General features: G+C 66.5%; 14 protein-coding genes and 2 pseudogenes. 10 read left to right on the forward strand and 6 right to left on the reverse strand.

Annotated features, from left to right (window positions below; all coding sequences use genetic code 11):
- Window positions 1-310, reverse strand: a pseudogene (locus ELR45_RS37165) (hypothetical protein); the annotation flags it as partial.
- A gap of 358 nt (window positions 311-668) precedes the next feature.
- Between ELR45_RS37165 and ELR45_RS07385 the strand changes: the two are divergent.
- Window positions 669-1,355, forward strand: a complete 687-nt coding sequence (locus ELR45_RS07385) for an LmeA family phospholipid-binding protein (RefSeq protein ID WP_129664726.1) — start codon at window positions 669-671, stop codon at window positions 1,353-1,355.
- A gap of 57 nt (window positions 1,356-1,412) precedes the next feature.
- Window positions 1,413-3,023, forward strand: coding sequence for a PucR family transcriptional regulator (locus tag ELR45_RS07390; protein ID WP_205856191.1), 1,611 nt, complete (start codon window positions 1,413-1,415; stop codon window positions 3,021-3,023).
- 19 nt (window positions 3,024-3,042) lie between these two features.
- Here the strand turns inward: ELR45_RS07390 and ELR45_RS07395 are convergent, their stop codons facing one another.
- Complete coding sequence (locus tag ELR45_RS07395) at window positions 3,043-4,104, reverse strand: LacI family DNA-binding transcriptional regulator (protein ID WP_129664728.1); 1,062 nt, start codon at window positions 4,102-4,104, stop codon at window positions 3,043-3,045.
- A 133-nt stretch (window positions 4,105-4,237) separates the two neighbouring features.
- Between ELR45_RS07395 and ELR45_RS07400 the strand changes: the two genes are divergently transcribed.
- The 3 genes from ELR45_RS07400 to ELR45_RS07410 all read left to right on the forward strand — a co-directional run bounded on the left by ELR45_RS07400 (window position 4,238) and on the right by ELR45_RS07410 (window position 7,784).
- The gene (locus ELR45_RS07400) at window positions 4,238-5,227 is read left to right on the forward strand and encodes an asparaginase (RefSeq protein WP_129664730.1); all 990 of its coding nucleotides are present in this window, start codon (window positions 4,238-4,240) and stop codon (window positions 5,225-5,227) included.
- A gap of 134 nt (window positions 5,228-5,361) precedes the next feature.
- On the forward strand, window positions 5,362-6,246 hold the full coding sequence (locus ELR45_RS07405) for a polysaccharide deacetylase family protein (RefSeq protein ID WP_129664733.1): 885 nt from the start codon (window positions 5,362-5,364) through the stop codon (window positions 6,244-6,246).
- 29 nt (window positions 6,247-6,275) lie between these two features.
- A complete protein-coding gene (locus tag ELR45_RS07410) occupies window positions 6,276-7,784 on the forward strand; it encodes an NCS1 family transporter (RefSeq protein ID WP_129664735.1) in 1,509 nt (502 codons plus the stop codon).
- A gap of 17 nt (window positions 7,785-7,801) precedes the next feature.
- Here ELR45_RS07410 and ELR45_RS07415 read toward each other — a convergent pair whose 3' ends face one another.
- The 3 genes from ELR45_RS07415 to ELR45_RS07425 form a co-directional block, all read right to left on the reverse strand.
- On the reverse strand, window positions 7,802-9,073 hold the full coding sequence (locus tag ELR45_RS07415) for an ATP-binding protein (protein ID WP_129664737.1): 1,272 nt from the start codon (window positions 9,071-9,073) through the stop codon (window positions 7,802-7,804).
- 262 nt (window positions 9,074-9,335) lie between these two features.
- Entirely contained in the window at window positions 9,336-10,466 is a 1,131-nt protein-coding gene (locus tag ELR45_RS07420; protein WP_129664739.1) for an oxidoreductase, read from the reverse strand.
- A gap of 109 nt (window positions 10,467-10,575) precedes the next feature.
- Window positions 10,576-11,184: a DUF1989 domain-containing protein gene (locus tag ELR45_RS07425; protein ID WP_129665074.1), complete on the reverse strand. Its 609-nt coding sequence runs from the start codon at window positions 11,182-11,184 to the stop codon at window positions 10,576-10,578.
- Window positions 11,185-11,475: 291 nt separating this feature from the next.
- Between ELR45_RS07425 and ELR45_RS42565 the strand changes: the two genes are divergently transcribed.
- Both ELR45_RS42565 and ELR45_RS07430 read left to right on the forward strand, forming a co-directional pair.
- Window positions 11,476-11,676, forward strand: coding sequence for a hypothetical protein (locus ELR45_RS42565; protein ID WP_420813833.1), 201 nt, complete (start codon window positions 11,476-11,478; stop codon window positions 11,674-11,676).
- Between the two features lie 73 nt (window positions 11,677-11,749).
- Window positions 11,750-12,055 (forward strand): annotated as a pseudogene (locus ELR45_RS07430) (hypothetical protein); the annotation flags it as partial.
- A gap of 282 nt (window positions 12,056-12,337) precedes the next feature.
- Here ELR45_RS07430 and ELR45_RS07435 read toward each other — a convergent pair.
- Window positions 12,338-13,084 carry an IclR family transcriptional regulator gene (locus ELR45_RS07435; RefSeq protein ID WP_129664743.1) on the reverse strand — a complete coding sequence of 249 codons (747 nt, stop codon included), beginning with the start codon at window positions 13,082-13,084 and terminating at the stop codon, window positions 12,338-12,340.
- Window positions 13,085-13,239: 155 nt separating this feature from the next.
- Here ELR45_RS07435 and ELR45_RS07440 point away from each other — a divergent pair, with 155 nt between their 5' ends.
- The 3 genes from ELR45_RS07440 to ELR45_RS07450 all read left to right on the forward strand — a co-directional run.
- Complete coding sequence (locus tag ELR45_RS07440; protein ID WP_205856193.1) at window positions 13,240-14,394, forward strand: MBL fold metallo-hydrolase; 1,155 nt, start codon at window positions 13,240-13,242, stop codon at window positions 14,392-14,394.
- A 29-nt stretch (window positions 14,395-14,423) separates the two neighbouring features.
- A complete protein-coding gene (locus ELR45_RS07445) occupies window positions 14,424-15,869 on the forward strand; it encodes a carotenoid oxygenase family protein (RefSeq protein ID WP_129664747.1) in 1,446 nt (481 codons plus the stop codon).
- A gap of 33 nt (window positions 15,870-15,902) precedes the next feature.
- On the forward strand, window positions 15,903-16,498 hold a 596-nt coding region (locus ELR45_RS07450; protein WP_165367565.1), incomplete at its 3' end, for a nuclear transport factor 2 family protein.

Raw genomic sequence — 16,498 nt, forward strand, 5'->3', positions numbered from 1 at the left:
GCCAGCGAACGACGTCAGCGTGTGTACGTGTGGTCCCTTCCCACGCGTCGAGCATGGAGAACCACTCGTCCCAGCCCCGGCCGGTGCGCTCGCGGACGGACTCTTCCGACTGCTGCATCGACCGGACCGTGTTCCCTTGCTCGGTCGCCTCATGTGTGGCCGTGACGGCCGGGCTCGGTGCGGCAGCCGCGGACTCTTCGGCTACGGTGTCGGTCCGGGTGAGAAGCTGACGGCGGGCGGCAGCGTAGCTCTCGCCCGTCTTGTCCATGCGGGCGCGGACGCGTGTCTTGAAGGACTTCTGCTTGGTCATCACATGCTCCTGTTCACGGCGCAGCCACGAGACCCACGCTCTCGTCGGCCCACCGGATGGGGCATGTCACCGTGCGTCCCGAGAACTCGAAGTCCCCTTTGCCTCCACGACGCCGGCGGCGTGAGCACCGGAACGGAGGTGAGGCGCGGAACGACGCCGTATTCAGGCTATACGGACCCGCCGACGCCTGCAACGCGAATAGCCGCACCGTACCGCCGGTGATCATGAACACGTGCCGTGCCATATGCCCGGTCAGTGTTCGCGATCATGGAACAGGCAGAGACCGGGTGGCGCTGCGACCCGAACAGCACAGGGGCCGCCTGGGGGAGATGCACCATAGGCTCCGTATTGTGCAGGCATGGCACGACCCCGAAAGCGACGATCCCGCGCGTGGGTGTGGATCATCCTCCTGTTCGTTCTCGCCGCGATGGCGGTCGGCGCGGAACTGCTCGCGCGTGCTTTGATCAAGGACCGCATAGAGGCGTTCGTGTCGGCGGAGTGGGGAGGCACGGCCGACGCCTCCTTCGGGACGACGCCCATCCTGCCCGGCCTGTTCTCCAGGGAGCTCTCCGCCGTAGAGATCGACGCGCAGGGTCTCTCCTACGGGTCGATGACAGGCGCTAGCGCCCACGCGGAGTTGACCGACGCTGAATGGCTTGGTGGCAACGAGATCTCGGCGTCGCGCGCTCACATGGAGGTCGACGTTCCCGCTGAGGGTCTCGAGGGCGCCATCGTCGATGCGCTGCCGGGCGGGATCGTCGGCGTTGAGGTCATCCCGGTGCCCGATAGCGGCCAGCTGGAGTTGCGCGCCGAGCCGGAAGGCATGGCGACGCTCCTCGTCACGCCCGGCCTGGACGGCGACTCGGTCGTCGCCGAGGTGGACGACGTAGACGTCGGCCAGGAGATTCCTGGGTTCGATGTGGAGCTCGCCGAACCCGGCACCTACGAGATCTCCGACCTGTCCGGCCTGCCACTGGGGCTGCGCGCCACGGAGCTGTCGGTGACTGCCGATGGAGTGTCGCTCACCTTGGATTCGTCCTCGTAGCGCTCCCGCTCATCCGACGGAACTGAATGGAGAAATATCTAAGGAGACGGCTGTTGGATGGATAGAGTGACAGCCGTGCTCACCATGGCGTCGCTCGTGTCCGACCGGTCGCTGCGGCTGCGGGTCCTTGTTGAGGGTGCGCCCGGAGCCCTCGACAAGCCGCTGCGGTGGGTGCACAACACCGAGCTGCTGGACCCGTCTCCCTATCTGCGCGAGCGTGAGCTCGTGATGACCAACGGCCTCTGGTTCCAAGGCGAGGAATCGGCTGCGGAGTTCGTCGCACATGTCGAGGGAGCCGGCGGCTCTGGGATCGTCTTCGGCCTGACGGCGCAGAGTCCGCAGACACCGGAGGAACTGGTCGAGGTATGCCGGGCGAAGTCCGTCCCGCTGCTCGAGCTCGCGGTGTCGGTGCCGTTCACCGACCTGTCCCGGGTCGCGGCGGCCAGCTACGCCGAGCAGCGTCAACGGGAGCTGACCCGGATGGTCCGGCGTAGCGACGCACTCGCCGAGTCGGTCACGAGGGGCGGCGGCATGGCTGGCGTTTTGGACGTGCTCGTCCGCGACCATCCCGAGCTGGAGGTCTCCGTCGTCGACCGGATGGCTCGGCGGCTGGCGGGTGCCAGGCTCGACGACGACGAGCGCCGCCGCGTCGCTGATGCCCTCACGAAGCATCCGCCGCCGCTCGACGTGGACCTCGACCGGCGTGGTGGTGCCGCCGTGTTTCTCTGCGGCGCGCTGGGCGGGGCGGATGCGGCGCTGATCTGCCTCACGTCGACGCGTGACCTCGACGAACGGCAGCGTGACGTACTCGAACAGACAGCCAGGTTCGTCAGCCTGGAACTCGCCCGCACGCACCTGGCCCAGGCGATCGAGATGAGGTTCTCCAGCGAGCTGCTCGACATGGTCTCATCGGCCTCGACTGAACCGAGGCTGGTGGCTGACCGGCTGGAAGGCTTCGGCCTCGATCCGGAGGGCTGGCTGACGGTGTGGGCGGTAGCCACCGTCGGTACGGCCGACCTGGCATCGATGGACCTGGTCGAGGCGGTGCGGGAGTTCTTCGTCGTGGAGGCGACTCCGGCCGTCGTCGCCGGTGGCCCGCAGGATGTCGCCGTCATCCTGCCGGTACGTGGTCCCGACGACGACCTGACGGCGATGGCCGAGCGGCTGGCGATGTCGGTCGGTGACGGATCGGACCCCGGACGTGTGGCGATCGGGCTGGGGACAGTCGGCTCCGGTACGCGCACGTTGCGCACGGCGCTGCTGCAGGCCCGCGAGACCTGCCGTGTCCTGCGGCGACGGACGGTGGGCTCACGAGTGGCGCGCTTCGACACGCTGGGGACGTATCACATGTTGATGGGACTCCAGGACCCGGAGACGCTGCGGAGGTTCGGCTGGAACGTCGTCGGGCCGATCCGGCGGCACGACGCCGAGCGAGGTAGTGATGTCGAGGCCACGCTCCGCGCGTTCCTTGACCACGACTGCCACTGGTCGCGGACCGCTGATGTGCTGCATGTCCACGTGAACACGCTGCGCAACCGGCTGGCTCGGGTCGCAGAGCTCACCGGTCGAGATGTGATGCGCACCGAGGACCGGGTGGACATGTTCCTCGCCTTGCGCGCGGTGGAGACGGCCGACGCTCATGATCATCAACCGTCAGACCGGTCATGACGCGCTCAACGGTTGATGATCATGGGGACGGGGGTGGGCAGCTGGTGGCGCGCACGATCAGCTCGGGGGAGAGCCGCATGCTTTGGACATGGCGGCCGTCGATGACGTCCATGAGCATCCGGGTCGCCGCCGACCCCATCGTCGCGTGTGGGCTGCGCACCGTGGTCAGCTGTGCCGCCTCAGCCACGGGAACGTCGTTGAAACCGACGACGGCGACGTCGGCGCCAGGCTCTCGCCCACCTTCCCGAAGAGCGATCACCGCACCGAGGGCGTCGAAGTCGTTGACGGCGAAGACAGCAGTGATGTCTGGCCTGCGGTCGAGGATGCGCCGCATCCCTTCCCGCCCCGTCGAGGCGTCCAGCCCGGTCGTCTCCACGGCGTCATCGTCCACCTCGATTCCGCGCTCGCGCAGCGCGTTCAGGCAGCCGGCCGCCCGCTCGGTCGAGGCGCTGGAGTGCGGCAGTCCGCCCAGCACCGCGATCCGGCTGTGGCCCAGGTCGGCCAGGTGCGAGCCGGCGAGCCGTCCACCGAGGTAGTCGTCCAGGGTCACCGACGGGTAGTCGCCCGCGTGGCGGTTGACCAGCACGAACGGGATCTCCAGGCTATCCACCCAGTCGACGTAGGTGAGGTCGGTGTGGGCGTCGGCCAGGATGAGGCCGTCCACCCGCCGGGCGAGCATGAGCTCGACACGACGCTGTTGTTCGTCCGGGTCGTCGTAGGTGTTGGCGACGATGGCTTGGTATCCGAGCTCCAGCACGGTCTGCTCGATCGCCTCGAAGAGGATCGCCTGGACGACGTCGGTGAGCCGGTGGACGAGCACGCCGACAGCTCCGGACCGCCGGGTGCGGAGGCTGGCCGCGGCGGCGTCCGGTCGGTAACCCAGCTCGGCGGCGATCTCGCGAATCCGGCGAGCCGTCTCGTCTCCGCCCGCTGACCTCTTGAGGGCCCGCGAGACGGTCGAAGGGTGAACGCCGGCCTGCTCGGCGATGGTGCGCAGGGTCACGGGCCCGGTCGTGCGGTAGCCGGCCCGCGGAGATCGCGCTGGGGGCTTGGCGCTGTCCGGGTTATCCGAAGCATCCATGTCTGACCTGGTCACTTGCGAAAGGTCCTCCGCGAGCTCTTGACGGCGGGTCGAGCGCTCCCTATTGTTCCATGAACGGTTGCACAATCGATTGCGCCATCGCTTGCAACAGATCGGAAACAAGGAGCTGGTCGTGAACCATGCGGAAAGGCCGCCCCGCATCCGCATCCTGACGACGGGCGGGACGATCGCCTCTCGGCCACGCGGTGCGGACGTCGTGGCCAGCGACGGCCCGGACGAGTTACTCGCCGCGGTCGATGTTCCAGGCGTGGAGCCTGAGGCGGACGAGGTGCTGCGGGTGGGCAGCTACCGTATCGGCGACGCCGAGCTCCGGCAGATCGCACGAGCCGCGGTCACGGCCGCGGACACCAGCGACGGCGTCGTGATCACGCATGGCACCGACACGATGGAGGAGACCGCCTTCCTCACCGACCTGGTGCATTCCTCAGGCGTGCCGATCGTGTTCACCGGCGCCCAGCGGCACGCCAGCGAGCCCGACCGCGACGGGCCGCGCAACCTCAACGACGCCGTGCGGCTGGCGGCCCACCCGCAGATGCGAGACACCGGCACGGTGGTCTATATGGCCGGAAACGCCTGGCCGGCTCGGTTCGCGACCAAGGTTCACACGCTCGCGATGGATGCGTTCGATGCGCCGTCCAGCGGCCGGGTGGCGACCTGCCACGACACCGCAGTCCGGGTTCTCGCCCACCCCATCCGGCCGGCTGGGTTCCCGCTGGACACGCTCGACGCTCCGCTGCCACGAGTCGACATCGTGGCCTCGTACGCCGGTGCGGACGGTGCGCTGGTCCGCGCCGCCGTCGACGCCGGCGCGCGCGGCGTCGTCGTGGCAGCGCTCGGGGCCGGGAACGTCACGCCGGCTATGGCGGAAGCGGTCCAGTCCGTGATCGCCGGCGGTGTCCCGGTTGTGGTGGCATCCCGGACCGGTGCGGGGGCCGTCGTCCCACGCTATGGCGGGCCCGGCGGCGGGGCGGAACTGGCCCGGTCAGGAGCGATCCTCGCAGGCACTTTGCGTCCCGCGCACGCCCGGCTGGTGCTCGCGCTGGCGCTCGCCACCTCTGAGTCCACGGCGAGTGTCGCGGACGCCATCGACCGGTTCAGCTAGGAGATCACGTGCCAGAACGACGTCACGCGGCGAGCGCGTCCGCGCGTCGACGGCACGGCGAGAAGAACACGGAACAGCGCCGAGGCCCGCTCCGAACATCTCGCGGGCCAGGCCAGACACAGTGAGGAGGAAGCATGGCAAAAGAGATCATGTGTGCGTTCGGGGTCGACGTCGACGCGGTGGCGGGCTGGCTCGGCTCGTACGGCGGGGAGGACTCGCCCGATGACATCTCGCGCGGCGTGTTCGCCGGAGAAGTCGGCGCGCCGCGCCTGTTGAAGCTGTTCAACCGGTATGACATGAAGACCACCTGGTTCATCCCGGGGCACTCGATCGAGACGTTCCCCGAGCAGATGAAGGCGGTGGCCGCCGCCGGACACGAGATCGGCGTGCACGGCTACTCCCACGAGAACCCGATCGCGATGAGCCTCGAGCAGGAGACGGCAGTCCTGCAGCGTTCGATCGACCTGGTCGAGAACCTGTCGGGCAAGCGTCCCACCGGCTACGTCGCGCCGTGGTGGGAGTTCTCGCCGGCCACCGCCCAGCTGCTGTTGGACCACGGCATCACCTACGACCACTCCCTCATGCACAACGACTTCTCCCCCTATTACGTGCGGGTCGGCGACCGGTGGGAGAAGATCGACTACTCTCGCCCGGCCGAGGAGTGGATGAGTCCGCTCGTCAGGGGCGAGGAGACCGACTTGGTCGAGATACCGGCCAACTGGTACCTGGACGACCTGCCGCCCATGATGTTCATCAAGGCTTCCCCCAACAGCCACGGCTTCGTCAGCCCTCGCCACCTTGGAGAGATGTGGCGCGACCAGTTCGACTGGGTCTACCGCGAGATGGACTACGGCGTCGTCACCTTCACCATCCACCCGGACGTCTCCGGACGGCCGCAGGTCCTGCTCATGCTTGAGCGGCTCATCGAGCACATCAACACTCACGTCGGCGTCCGCTGGACCACGTTCGACGAGATCGCCTCCGACTTCATCACCCGTAGCCCTCGTTCCCGCGGCTGAGCCGCCCCGAAACCAGCGAGGTGAGTTCCATGTCTACAGCACCACCTGTACGTTCCACCTCGGGCAACGCCGACCGCGGCCGGCCCAACCATCTGCTGGAGGAGTCGATCCTGCCCGTCACCATGGCGGGCCGGCAGTTCGGCACCATGGGCTTCGTCTATATCTGGGTCGGCATGGCGGTGATCATCGCCACCTTCTCGCTCGGCGCCACCGGGGTGTCCGGGCTTCCACTGGCCACCGTCGTCACCACCATCCTGCTGGCGAACCTCGTGCTCGCCGTCGTCATGACCCTGACGGCCGACATCGGCACCGAACACGGACTGTCGTTCGCGGTCTACCTGCGGGCCCCGTTCGGCACGCTGGGCACGCATCTGCCCGCGATCTCGCGTGGGATCGTGGCGGCGATCTGGTTCGGGATCCAGACGTACCTGGGAGCGCTGGCGATCAACGGAATCGTCGAGTACTTCACCGGCTTCTCGTCCTGGCCGCTGTGGTACGCCGTCTTCGCAGCCGTGCAGGTGGTCAACACGGCGCTGGGCATCAAGGCCGTCGAGAGATTGGCGTCGATCGCCGCACCGGCCATCATCGCCGTGTCGATCTGGATGTACTTCACCCTCGAAGACCTCGCGTCTGCAGAGGGCCACAACATCTGGACGTTCGCCGGATCGGAGCAGGTCTCCATCCTGGTGTTGTTCGTCGGGAACATGGCGTTCTGGTCGGCTCTGGCGGTGGACATTCCGAACCTCACCCGGTTCCTGCGCACTGAGGCGGGAACCGGCAGCTTCGTGCGCCGGAACAAGCACGTCTTCGCCGCGCAGTTTCTCGCCCTGCCGATCACCCAGGCGTTCGTCGCCCTGATCGGCGCCGTCTCGTTCATCGCCGCGGGTGACTGGAATCCGGTCAACGTCATCCAGGAGACCAGCGAGGGATTCACCCTCATCGTGCTGCTCGGGCTGGTGATCCTGGCGCAGTGGTCGACGAACAACGCCGCCAACCTCATCCCCGCGGCGCTGACGTTCGTGAACGCGGGCGCGCCGCGGTTGTCGTATCCCGTGGCGGTCGCGCTGGCCGGCGTCGTCGGGACGCTCGCGATGCCGTGGCTGATCCTGGACAACCTCTTCACGTTCCTGAACTACTACGGCGCCGTGCTCAGTGCGCTGGGCGGGATCATGCTCGCCGACTATTACGTGATCCGGCGACGCCGGCTGAACGTGCCCGACCTGTACCGGGTGGATGGGCAGTTCCAGTTCGCGGGCGGCGTCAACCCGGCTGGGATCATCGCCTGGGTAATGGCGGGCGGTGTGGCGGTGAGCTTGCTTGACTACGCCTACATCGTCGGGCTGCCGCTTGGCTTCGCGCTGTATCTGCTGCTGATGAAGGGGTGGATCCTCCGTCGTTACCCGCAACAGGAGGTGACGTCCGGGTTCGACGACCGTTTTCTGGCGACGACCGCGGGCTACGAGTGGATCTACTCGTCTGACGACGGGCTCACCCGGGCGCCCGCCGGGGCCGTCGCCGCGGATCGCCCCGACGTCTAGCCTGTCAGCCTGTGGTGTCAGGGCTTCCATAGACGGTCTATGGGTATGACGTGGAGGCGATCGTCGTACGTGTAGGAGCGTTGTCCCATGTACATGACGACGCCGCCGAGGAAGGCGTCACCGGCCATCTCGCGTAGCTTTCGTAGACCTCTGAACTCGGCCTTGGGGACGCTGACGGCGGACTTGACTTCGACCCCGACGATGCCGCCGTCGTCGCGTTCCAGCACGAGGTCGGCCTCTTCGTCGTCGCGTGTTCGAAAATGCTCGGCCGTGACCGGCTGATCAAGCCAGCTCGCTTGTTTGAGGATCTCGTTAACGACGAACGTCTCCAGTAGGTGTCCAAGCTCGGTGAGTACGGCAGGGTTCCGGCGGACGAGCTTTTCGGGGGTGATCCTCAGCAGGTGGCTGGCCAGCCCTGTATCGATCATGTGGACCTTCGGTCGCTTACTGACTCGGGCGTGCGCCGAGTTGCCCCACGCTGGAAGCCGGTGGATGAGAAAGGCCGACTCAAGGAGCTGGGTGTAGTTTTCTCCCGTTGATTTGTCGATCCCGACACTCTCCGATGCGGATGCGACCACCAGAGTTTGCGCGGTTTGAGTCGCGAGCCGGCGCAGCAGGTGGGGCAGGATGTGCCGCTGGCGTATCCGTGACAGCTCCATCACGTCCCGGGTGACGATCAGTTCTATAAGGTCGTTGAACCATCTGGTACGAGCGGCACCGGTGCTCCGTGTCAGGGCAAGAGGCATGCCGCCGTGAGTGATTCGTTCCATGTACTCCTCACGTGACGTCGTTGACATGGAGTTACTCACCAGCTGTGTCGGGTCGTCGAGCAGTTGTTCGACGAACGTCTCGTGGACGCTGTCGATCTCGCCCTGGGAGAACGGCCAGACAATCACTCGGTGGAGGCGGCCAGTCAGCGACTGGGCGGTCAGCGGCAGACTCTCGTAGGTGGTGGAGCCGGTGAGGACGAACCGACCTGGGCGCAGGTCTTTGTTCAGCTCGGCTTTGATGGCGTCCAGTATGGCCGGAACACGTTGGTACTCGTCGATGCAGACTGGTGAAGGGCCACGGGCGAACAGCGGCGGATCGCTTTCCACAGCAATCTTGGTGTCGGAGTCATCAAGGTCGATTCTCTCCTGTCCCGCCGTTGATGCGACCTGGTCGAGTAGCGTCGACTTTCCTGCCGTCCTGATGCCATGGAGAGCGATGACGGGCTCATCTGCTAGTCGTGTGCCGACGGTGTCCGAGGCGCGACGACGAACCTCGCCCTTTAACCTGGGTGTTTCCATGATGAGAGCATCTCATCTTCCGCGATTGTCGGCCACTTTGTTCCGCAACTGCGGCCCATGACTTCCGCGATTGCGGAGCTGAAGTTCCGCAACTGTGGCGGCTGTCGCGCCGCGTCGTCATGAATTACTGCGGCTATCGCCGTGCCGCGTCAGTACTCCGAGGCGGCTGCCACCCGCACGCAGGCACAGTCGTACGTCCTGCACGCGGTGCGCCATGGGCGCAGTCGTGTGCAGGACGTAACGAGGTGTCGGTGGGGCAAGATCAGGCGTTGGCAGCGGTCCACGCTTCGGCGTTGTCCAGTGTCGCCATCGGATGCAGCATCGCGTCGTCGAATCCGGCCGGTTCCTCGCCGGCCTCGAATCTGTGTGGAAGGTCGGGGTTGCTCAGCGCGCCGCGCGCGACGGCGAGCACGTCCGCGTGACCGTCGTCGAGGACTCGGGCCGCCTGGTCCGGGCGGTGCATGCCGCCATTGGCGACGACGGGCAGATCAGTGACGCGGCGGGCCAAAGCGGTGATCGTGTCGCCGTTGTCCAGGCGGGCAGTCTCGATCCAGTCCCGGCCCTCGCTGGCGACGTGCAGATAGTCGACGCCGGTGTCCCCGAGGGAACGGAAGATCGTCTCTGCGTCGCGCGCGCCGCCGGGCCAGCGGTACTCGAAGTCGTTGACCTTCGTCTGGGACAGCCGGACGCCGACGACGAAGCCGGCGGGGACGGCCGCCCGGACTGCGGCGGTGACCTCACACATGAGCCGCGCCCGGTTCTCGACGTGCCCTCCGTACCGGTCTGTGCGCTGGTTCGTGTAGTCGGTGAGAAACTGGTCGAGAAGATAGCCGTTCGCGCCATGGATCTCCACGCCGGCGAAGCCCGCGGCCTGCGCCTGCCGCGCGGCGTGCACGAAGCCGCTGACAGCGTCGTCGATGTCGGCCTGGCTCATCTCGATCGGCGTATGCCAGGACCCTTCTCCGCCGTACTCGCTGAGCATGGTTCCACGAGGCTGCACGGCGGAAGGGCCGGCGGGCTCCTCGGAGTACGGGTTGCCCTGCGAGAGTGCGCCAGCGTGCATCAACTGCATGATGATCGTGCCCCGCTCCGCGCGGACAGCATCGACGACGTCTCGCCAGCCGGCCAGGTGGGCGTCGGTGACCGCCCCGGGCTGGTTGAGGTAGCCCTGACTGTATCGGAGGTCGGTGTACGTGCCTTCGGTGATGACCAGCCCGAACCCGCCTCGGGCGAACGCGGAGTAGTAGTCGGCCATCTGCTGGGTGGGCACGCCGTCCGGCGTCGCGGAGACGCGCGTCATCGGTGCGACGGCCAGCCGGTTGGCAAGCCCGAGGGGTCCGATCTGAGTTGGTTTGAGCGCGGGGTGCGTTGGCGTGCTGGAGTTGGGTGTCATGGTGATCCCTTGATTGTGGAGACGCTGTATCGGTAAGGACGGATAGCCCGTGGAAGGCCGGTTCGCGTTCACGCTCTCGATGACCTGGACAGGCCGTCGCACGGACCGGTCAGCCAGCGGTATCGAAGAGCTCGACGGCAAGTGGGGTCGGCCGGCCACCGTTGATCCCGACGACGTCCTGCGGGCAGGCGGACACGACGACGATGCAGTCGAGCGCCGCCTCGAAGACGACGGCGTCACCGGCCCGAGTCGGAGCCGGAAGCCAGCTGAGGGTGCCGTCGGTGTTGACCTGGACGTACATGAAGACATTGATCGGCTGGGGTACGACGTCGACCGATACGCCCAGCGGAACAAGCGCCGCGTGCAGGTTCTCGGCGCACGACGGGTGGCTGTCGCCGACACCGAGCGCGGCGTATCGTGCTGGATCGCACGCCGGGATCAGCAGATCGTGGTGTCCCGGTGAGCTGTCTTCGGCCAGCGTCAGGATCGGTCGCCGGCGATCGGTGACGAACTGCTCGCCCAGAGTGGGGAAGAGCCGGTCGACGTGTGCCCGTGTGTGCGCGGCGCTGTGGTACTCGGTGGGGTTGTCGCGGACGAACGCGAACACGTCGCCGACCTGCCCGCCTTCGACGTCGCTGATCTGGATTCGCTGCCCGGCACTGAGAGGGAACGCTCGGCCCTCACGCGCCGGGACCACGACCAGGCTTGAAGATCTCATCGTCATGCTGACCAGTCGAGCACGAGCCAGCGTCCGCAGCGTATGGAGTTTCCTCTATTTTATTGCCCGAACAGATGGTTGATCAGACAGCGAGGCCATCGCTTCCCGCGGTCTGGTGGCAGCCAAAGGTCGCCAAGCGGAATCAAAGGGTTGATGAGGCCATGTTGCCTCGCCATTTGCAGTAACTTCTGAACGGGTCTCGTCGAGTTCGGCTGTGCCCGTGCCTGAACGAACGCCGACCACTCAGTGTGGCACATAGGCGGGTGTGACCTGGGCCGCTAGAATGACTGTATGTCTACGGGAGGCGTCCAGACCGCACTCGAGCTGACTGAGCTCGGCGCTCAGTTGCGTGCTCAGCGGTATCGTCGGGAGCATTCTGACGCGTCGGAGAGTGAAGTTCGCGGCGTGGTGGCTGACTGGCTCGCAGACCGTTCTAAGGCCCCGGATGGTGACGCGCAGGGTCGGCTTGTGACGTGGCCGCGAACAGCTTGACCGGCCTTGAGGTCGCACTGCGGCGGCTCGTGGATGACCTCCCGTGCGGTTAGACCATCGTGATCGCCCGGAGGTCGTGCTGGACTTGCTCTTCGCTTCGTGCGGAATTGAGCCGGAGATCGTGCAGCAGGCCGAAGAACTCGAGATCCTCCCCGAGCTCGTCGTTCCGGTGGCCCGGACCGGTCACCTCATTGTCATGAAACTTCTGGCGCGCGACGATCGGAACCGCCCCACGGATGCTGACGATGTAAGAGAGCTCGCACGAGTCGCAGAGGACGACGACTGGGATTTGGCCAGGGTCGCTGTCCAGTTGATTACCGAACGCGGCTACAACCGCGGCCGTGACCTCGATGGCGCGTTGGCCGACCTCACCCCGTGACGCGACGCGTCGATCCGTCCTCCGACGAGCTCGAACAGCTCAACGTCCTCACTCGAACGGTCGGAATCGCACGTGCCTGTGAGGCTCGACTCGTCGCTTGGCCGCGATGCTGTTTTATGACTGGCGGGTTGGCTGCGTGCCAGGCACGCTCAGACCGGGCTTCATGTTACTTGCGCTCCTCTGCAAAATGAGCGTAAACAGCAAACGTGCTTCTAAAGTCCGAGGTGAACATAGATTGTTTGCTGTTTAACGGCAAATTGCCGGAAGGTGCAAGTGATGTTCTCAGCCGGCTCCGCCGCGGAGGCGAGACTGGGCGCGGGTGGCCGCACGTAACAGCTCGGGGGCGAAAGCCTCCACCTCCGACCGCGTGCTCATCTTGTAGCGAGGTAGCGCAAGGGTGAGGGCGCCGATGGCGTCGCCGCTGGCCAGTACGACCGGAGCGGCGATGGCGCCGATGGCCGGATCGCTCTGACCGATCGCATGCGCCCACCCCCGCCGACGCACCAGCCCCATCTCCTTCTCGAACTCCTCCCACGTCCGTGTGGTGCCGTCTGCCAACGGCGGCAGCGTCGGACCGAGGCGGCGGCGACGCTTCTCCGGCGTCTCCGTGGCCAGGATCGCCTTCCCGCCCGCGACTCGGTGGGCCGGGAAGACCCGGCCGACGCGGCTGGCCACCACATCGCTGTCGCCGATCAGACCGTTGACAATGCGTGCGTTCCGGCCTTCGAGGATCATCACTCCGACGCTCGCTCCGGTCTCATCGCGCAAGTCGTGCAACACCGGGTCGACGGCGTCGCGCAGGGACAACGCCCGCGACGCCAGCAGCGAGATCTCGTGCAGGGCCGGTCCCCGGACGTACGGGCCGCCACGATCGTCCTGCCGTACGAAGCCCACCTGCCGACAGTTGGCCAGTACGCGGTGCGCCGTCGACGGTGCCACTTCGAGGGCCAGCGCCAGTTCGGTCACCGTGATCTGACCACGTTCCGCGATCAGCAGGACCGCACGGAGCGCCATCTCAGCGGATGTCATGTCCGAGTCGCCTGGCTTGTCGGTCTTTCCACATAGCCGAAAGGTTAACGCCGATCGTTGTCAGGCCCGCCGCTGTCCTTTTCACTCCTTACCACCTTCAACGGCGAGGAGTGAGTGTCGTGTGTGACGTTCTCGGCCAAGCTACAGCGCCGTGCGTGACCCGGAGGTCACTGCTGGCAGGCACAGCCGGTGGGGCGGCATTGACCACTGCAGGCAGCTCGATCCAGGCATTCGCTTCCGAACCGAGCAGGGCACCCGCGACCACGAAGGACTACCGGACGAAGGTGGTGCTGCTGGGCACGCTGGGCGGGCCGGGCTGGCTCGACGACCCGGTCCGCGCCGGCATCGCCTCCGCGCTGGTCGTGGGCGACCGCTATTACCTGGTCGACGCCGGTGAAGGGGCCGGCCGGCAGATCCGCGCATCCGGCATCGGGACCGCCGGCGTCGGTGTCGGCCCACTCGATCGGCTTGGCGGCATCTTCCTCACTCACCTGCACTCCGATCACATCGTCGACCTCAACAACCTGCTCATGTTCGGGCTGTTCGGCGGCCTGGAGCACACTGAGCGCAAGGTCACGGTCTGGGGACCTGGGAACCGGGGCGAGCTTCCGCCGTTGTTCGGCGAACCACCCGAGCCGCCCGTCGTCGCTCCGGACAATCCCACTCCGGGGACGCGGGAGATGGTGAATCTTCTGGTCAGCGCCTTTGCGACCGACTACAACGACCGGTCGTTCGACAATCGCAAGCCAGTTCCGGGGGAACTCTTCGAGGGGCGCGATGTGCCGATCGCGGATGACCTCCTGGACGACCCGAACGACGAGCCTCATCCCCGGATGAGCCCGGTGATCTTCCACGAGGACGACCGGGTCCGTGTCTCGGCGACGCTGGTCCAGCATGCGCCGGTATTTCCGGCGCTCGCGTATCGGTTCGACACCGACGACGGGGCGGTGGTCTTCTCCGGCGACACCGGCCCGTCGGAGAACCTGGACGAGCTGGCCGAAGGGGCTGACGTCCTGGTCCATGAGGTCATCTCCCGGGAATGGGTGGAAAGCCTGTACCCGCCGCCGCGCAGCGAAGCCGAAGAGGGCATCGTCAACCACCACCTCAACGCTCACACCTCGGACGAAGAGGTGGGTGAGATTGCTGAGCGCGCCGGTGCCGGCACCCTCGTGCTGACCCACTTCGTACCGGGCAGCTGGCCGGAGCACCGGTGGCGCCGTGCCGTCAACGGATTCTCGGGCCGTCTCGTCGTCGGGCGTGACCTCGACGAGGTCGGCGTCGGAGCCCGGTCCAAGACGTCCGCGACATAAGGCGTCCGCAACGCAAGGAGTGAGTGCACATGGTCCGATTTCCCGCTTTGGCCGACCCGTTCGACGCGCCGATGCGCGTTGAGGCCGACATCCGAGGCGTGCAGGTGACCCAGGGTGAGATTCCCGAGCAGCTCTCTGGGACGTACTACAAGTGCGTGGTGGACCGGCAATGGCCGTCGTTCATCGAGAACGACCTCGAACTGTTCAACAGCGACGGGATGGTGATCTCGTTCCGGTTCGACCGGGGGCGCGTCGACTTCAAGAGCCGCTACGTACGGACGCCGCGCTTTCAGGCCGAGGAGATCGCCGGTCGCGCGCTGTTCGGGGCGTACCGGAACCCGTACACGGACAACCCGACCGTCGAAGGCCTCAGCCGAGGGCTGGCGAACACCAACGTCTTCTACCACGGAGGACGGCTGTACGTCGCCAAAGAAGACTCCGCGCCACTCATCCTGGATCCGGTGACGCTCGAGACCCTCGGAGAATTCGACTTCGAGGGATCACTGACCTCGCAGACATCCACTGCGCACCCGAAGTTCGACCCACGGACCGGCGAGATGGTCTTCTTCGGTTACGCGGCCAAGGGCGATACGACCCCCGACATCGTCTACTACGAGGCGGATGCGGCCGGGCGCCTGGTCCACGAGACCTGGTTCCAGGCTCCGTACTCGAGCATGGTCCATGACTTCGTCGTGACGCAGAACTTCGTCGTCTTCCCGATCATCCCGCTCAAGAGCGACCTGCAGTGGCTCAAGAACGGCGAGTCGCATTTCAAGTGGGATCCGAACGAGGACGTGTACCTCGGCGTGCTGCCACGCAGGGGCTCCGCCGCCGACGTCCGCTGGTACAAGGGGAGCAACCGGTTCGCCAGCCACATGATGGGCGGGTACGACGACGGCCGGTTCATCCACATCGACACGCCGGTCAGCGCCACCAACTACTTCCCGTGGTTCCCGGATCTGTGCGGCGCGTCCTACGACCCGGAGCGGGCCAAGGGTTACCTCTCCCGCTGGACGGTCGACACGCACGACCCCAGCATGACGTTCACCCAGAAGCAGCTGAGCCAGCTCCCCGGCGAGTTCCCCAGGATGGATGACCGACAGGAGACCCTCCCGTATACCTGGGGCGTCATGGGACTGACCGACGTCCCAGGCCGTACCGCGCCCGGCGGCGGATTCCGATGGGTGAGCGCCATCGAGCTCGACACCGGAAAGCAGCGGATCTACTACCCGGGCGACCACGCCACCGTCGGGGAGCCGCTGTTCGTGCCCGCCAAGCCGGACTCCCCGCCGGGCGTCGGCTACGTCTTCGTGGTGGTCGCCCGGCGAGACCGGATGCACAGTGACCTGGTCATCCTCGACGCGCAGAAGCTGGACGAACCACCTGTCTGCACGCTCTCTCTTCCGATGCGTATCCGGATGGGACTGCACGGCAACTGGGTGAGCAGCGAGGAGCTCGCCCACCGCACCGCCTGATCCACCCTGAACCGCTTGTCAAGGAGGAACGCCATGACCGAGACATCCGACTCCGACCTGCGGGAGACCGTGGCGGCGCTGGCACACCGGGTCGCCTTGCTCGAAGCGCAGCAGGAGATCCGCCGGCTGCACCACGCGTACAGCTACTACCTCGACAAGTGTCACTACTCCGAAGTTGCGGCGCTGTTCAGCGACGACGGCGAGGTCTACTTCTGCGGGGGCCTGTACAAGGGCAGGGCGGGCATCGACCGGCTCTACGTTCAGCGGTTCGGAGGCCGGTTCGTGCAGGGGCACGACGGGCCGGTCTTCGGGTTCCTCCTGGACCACCCGCAGTTCCAGGACATCGTCACCGTCTCCGACGACCTCACCACGGCGCAGGGCCGTTTCCGGTGCGTGATGCAGGCCGGGCTGCACGAATCGGCCAAGGAGACCTTCCCCGGCCAGGTCTCCTTCGACCAGTGGTGGGAAGGCGGGCTCTACGAGAACCGCTACGTCAACGAGGACGGAATCTGGAAGATCCAGCGGCTGGAGTACCGGCCGTTCTGGCACGGCGAATTCGACAAGGGCTGGGCCAGGACGTCGCCCATGACCGGGGTCATCCCCACCGTGACCTATCCGGAGGACCCGCT

This window comes from Phytoactinopolyspora endophytica (genome assembly GCF_004138495.1).
In the GTDB taxonomy this organism is placed as follows: domain Bacteria; phylum Actinomycetota; class Actinomycetes; order Jiangellales; family Jiangellaceae; genus Phytoactinopolyspora; species Phytoactinopolyspora endophytica.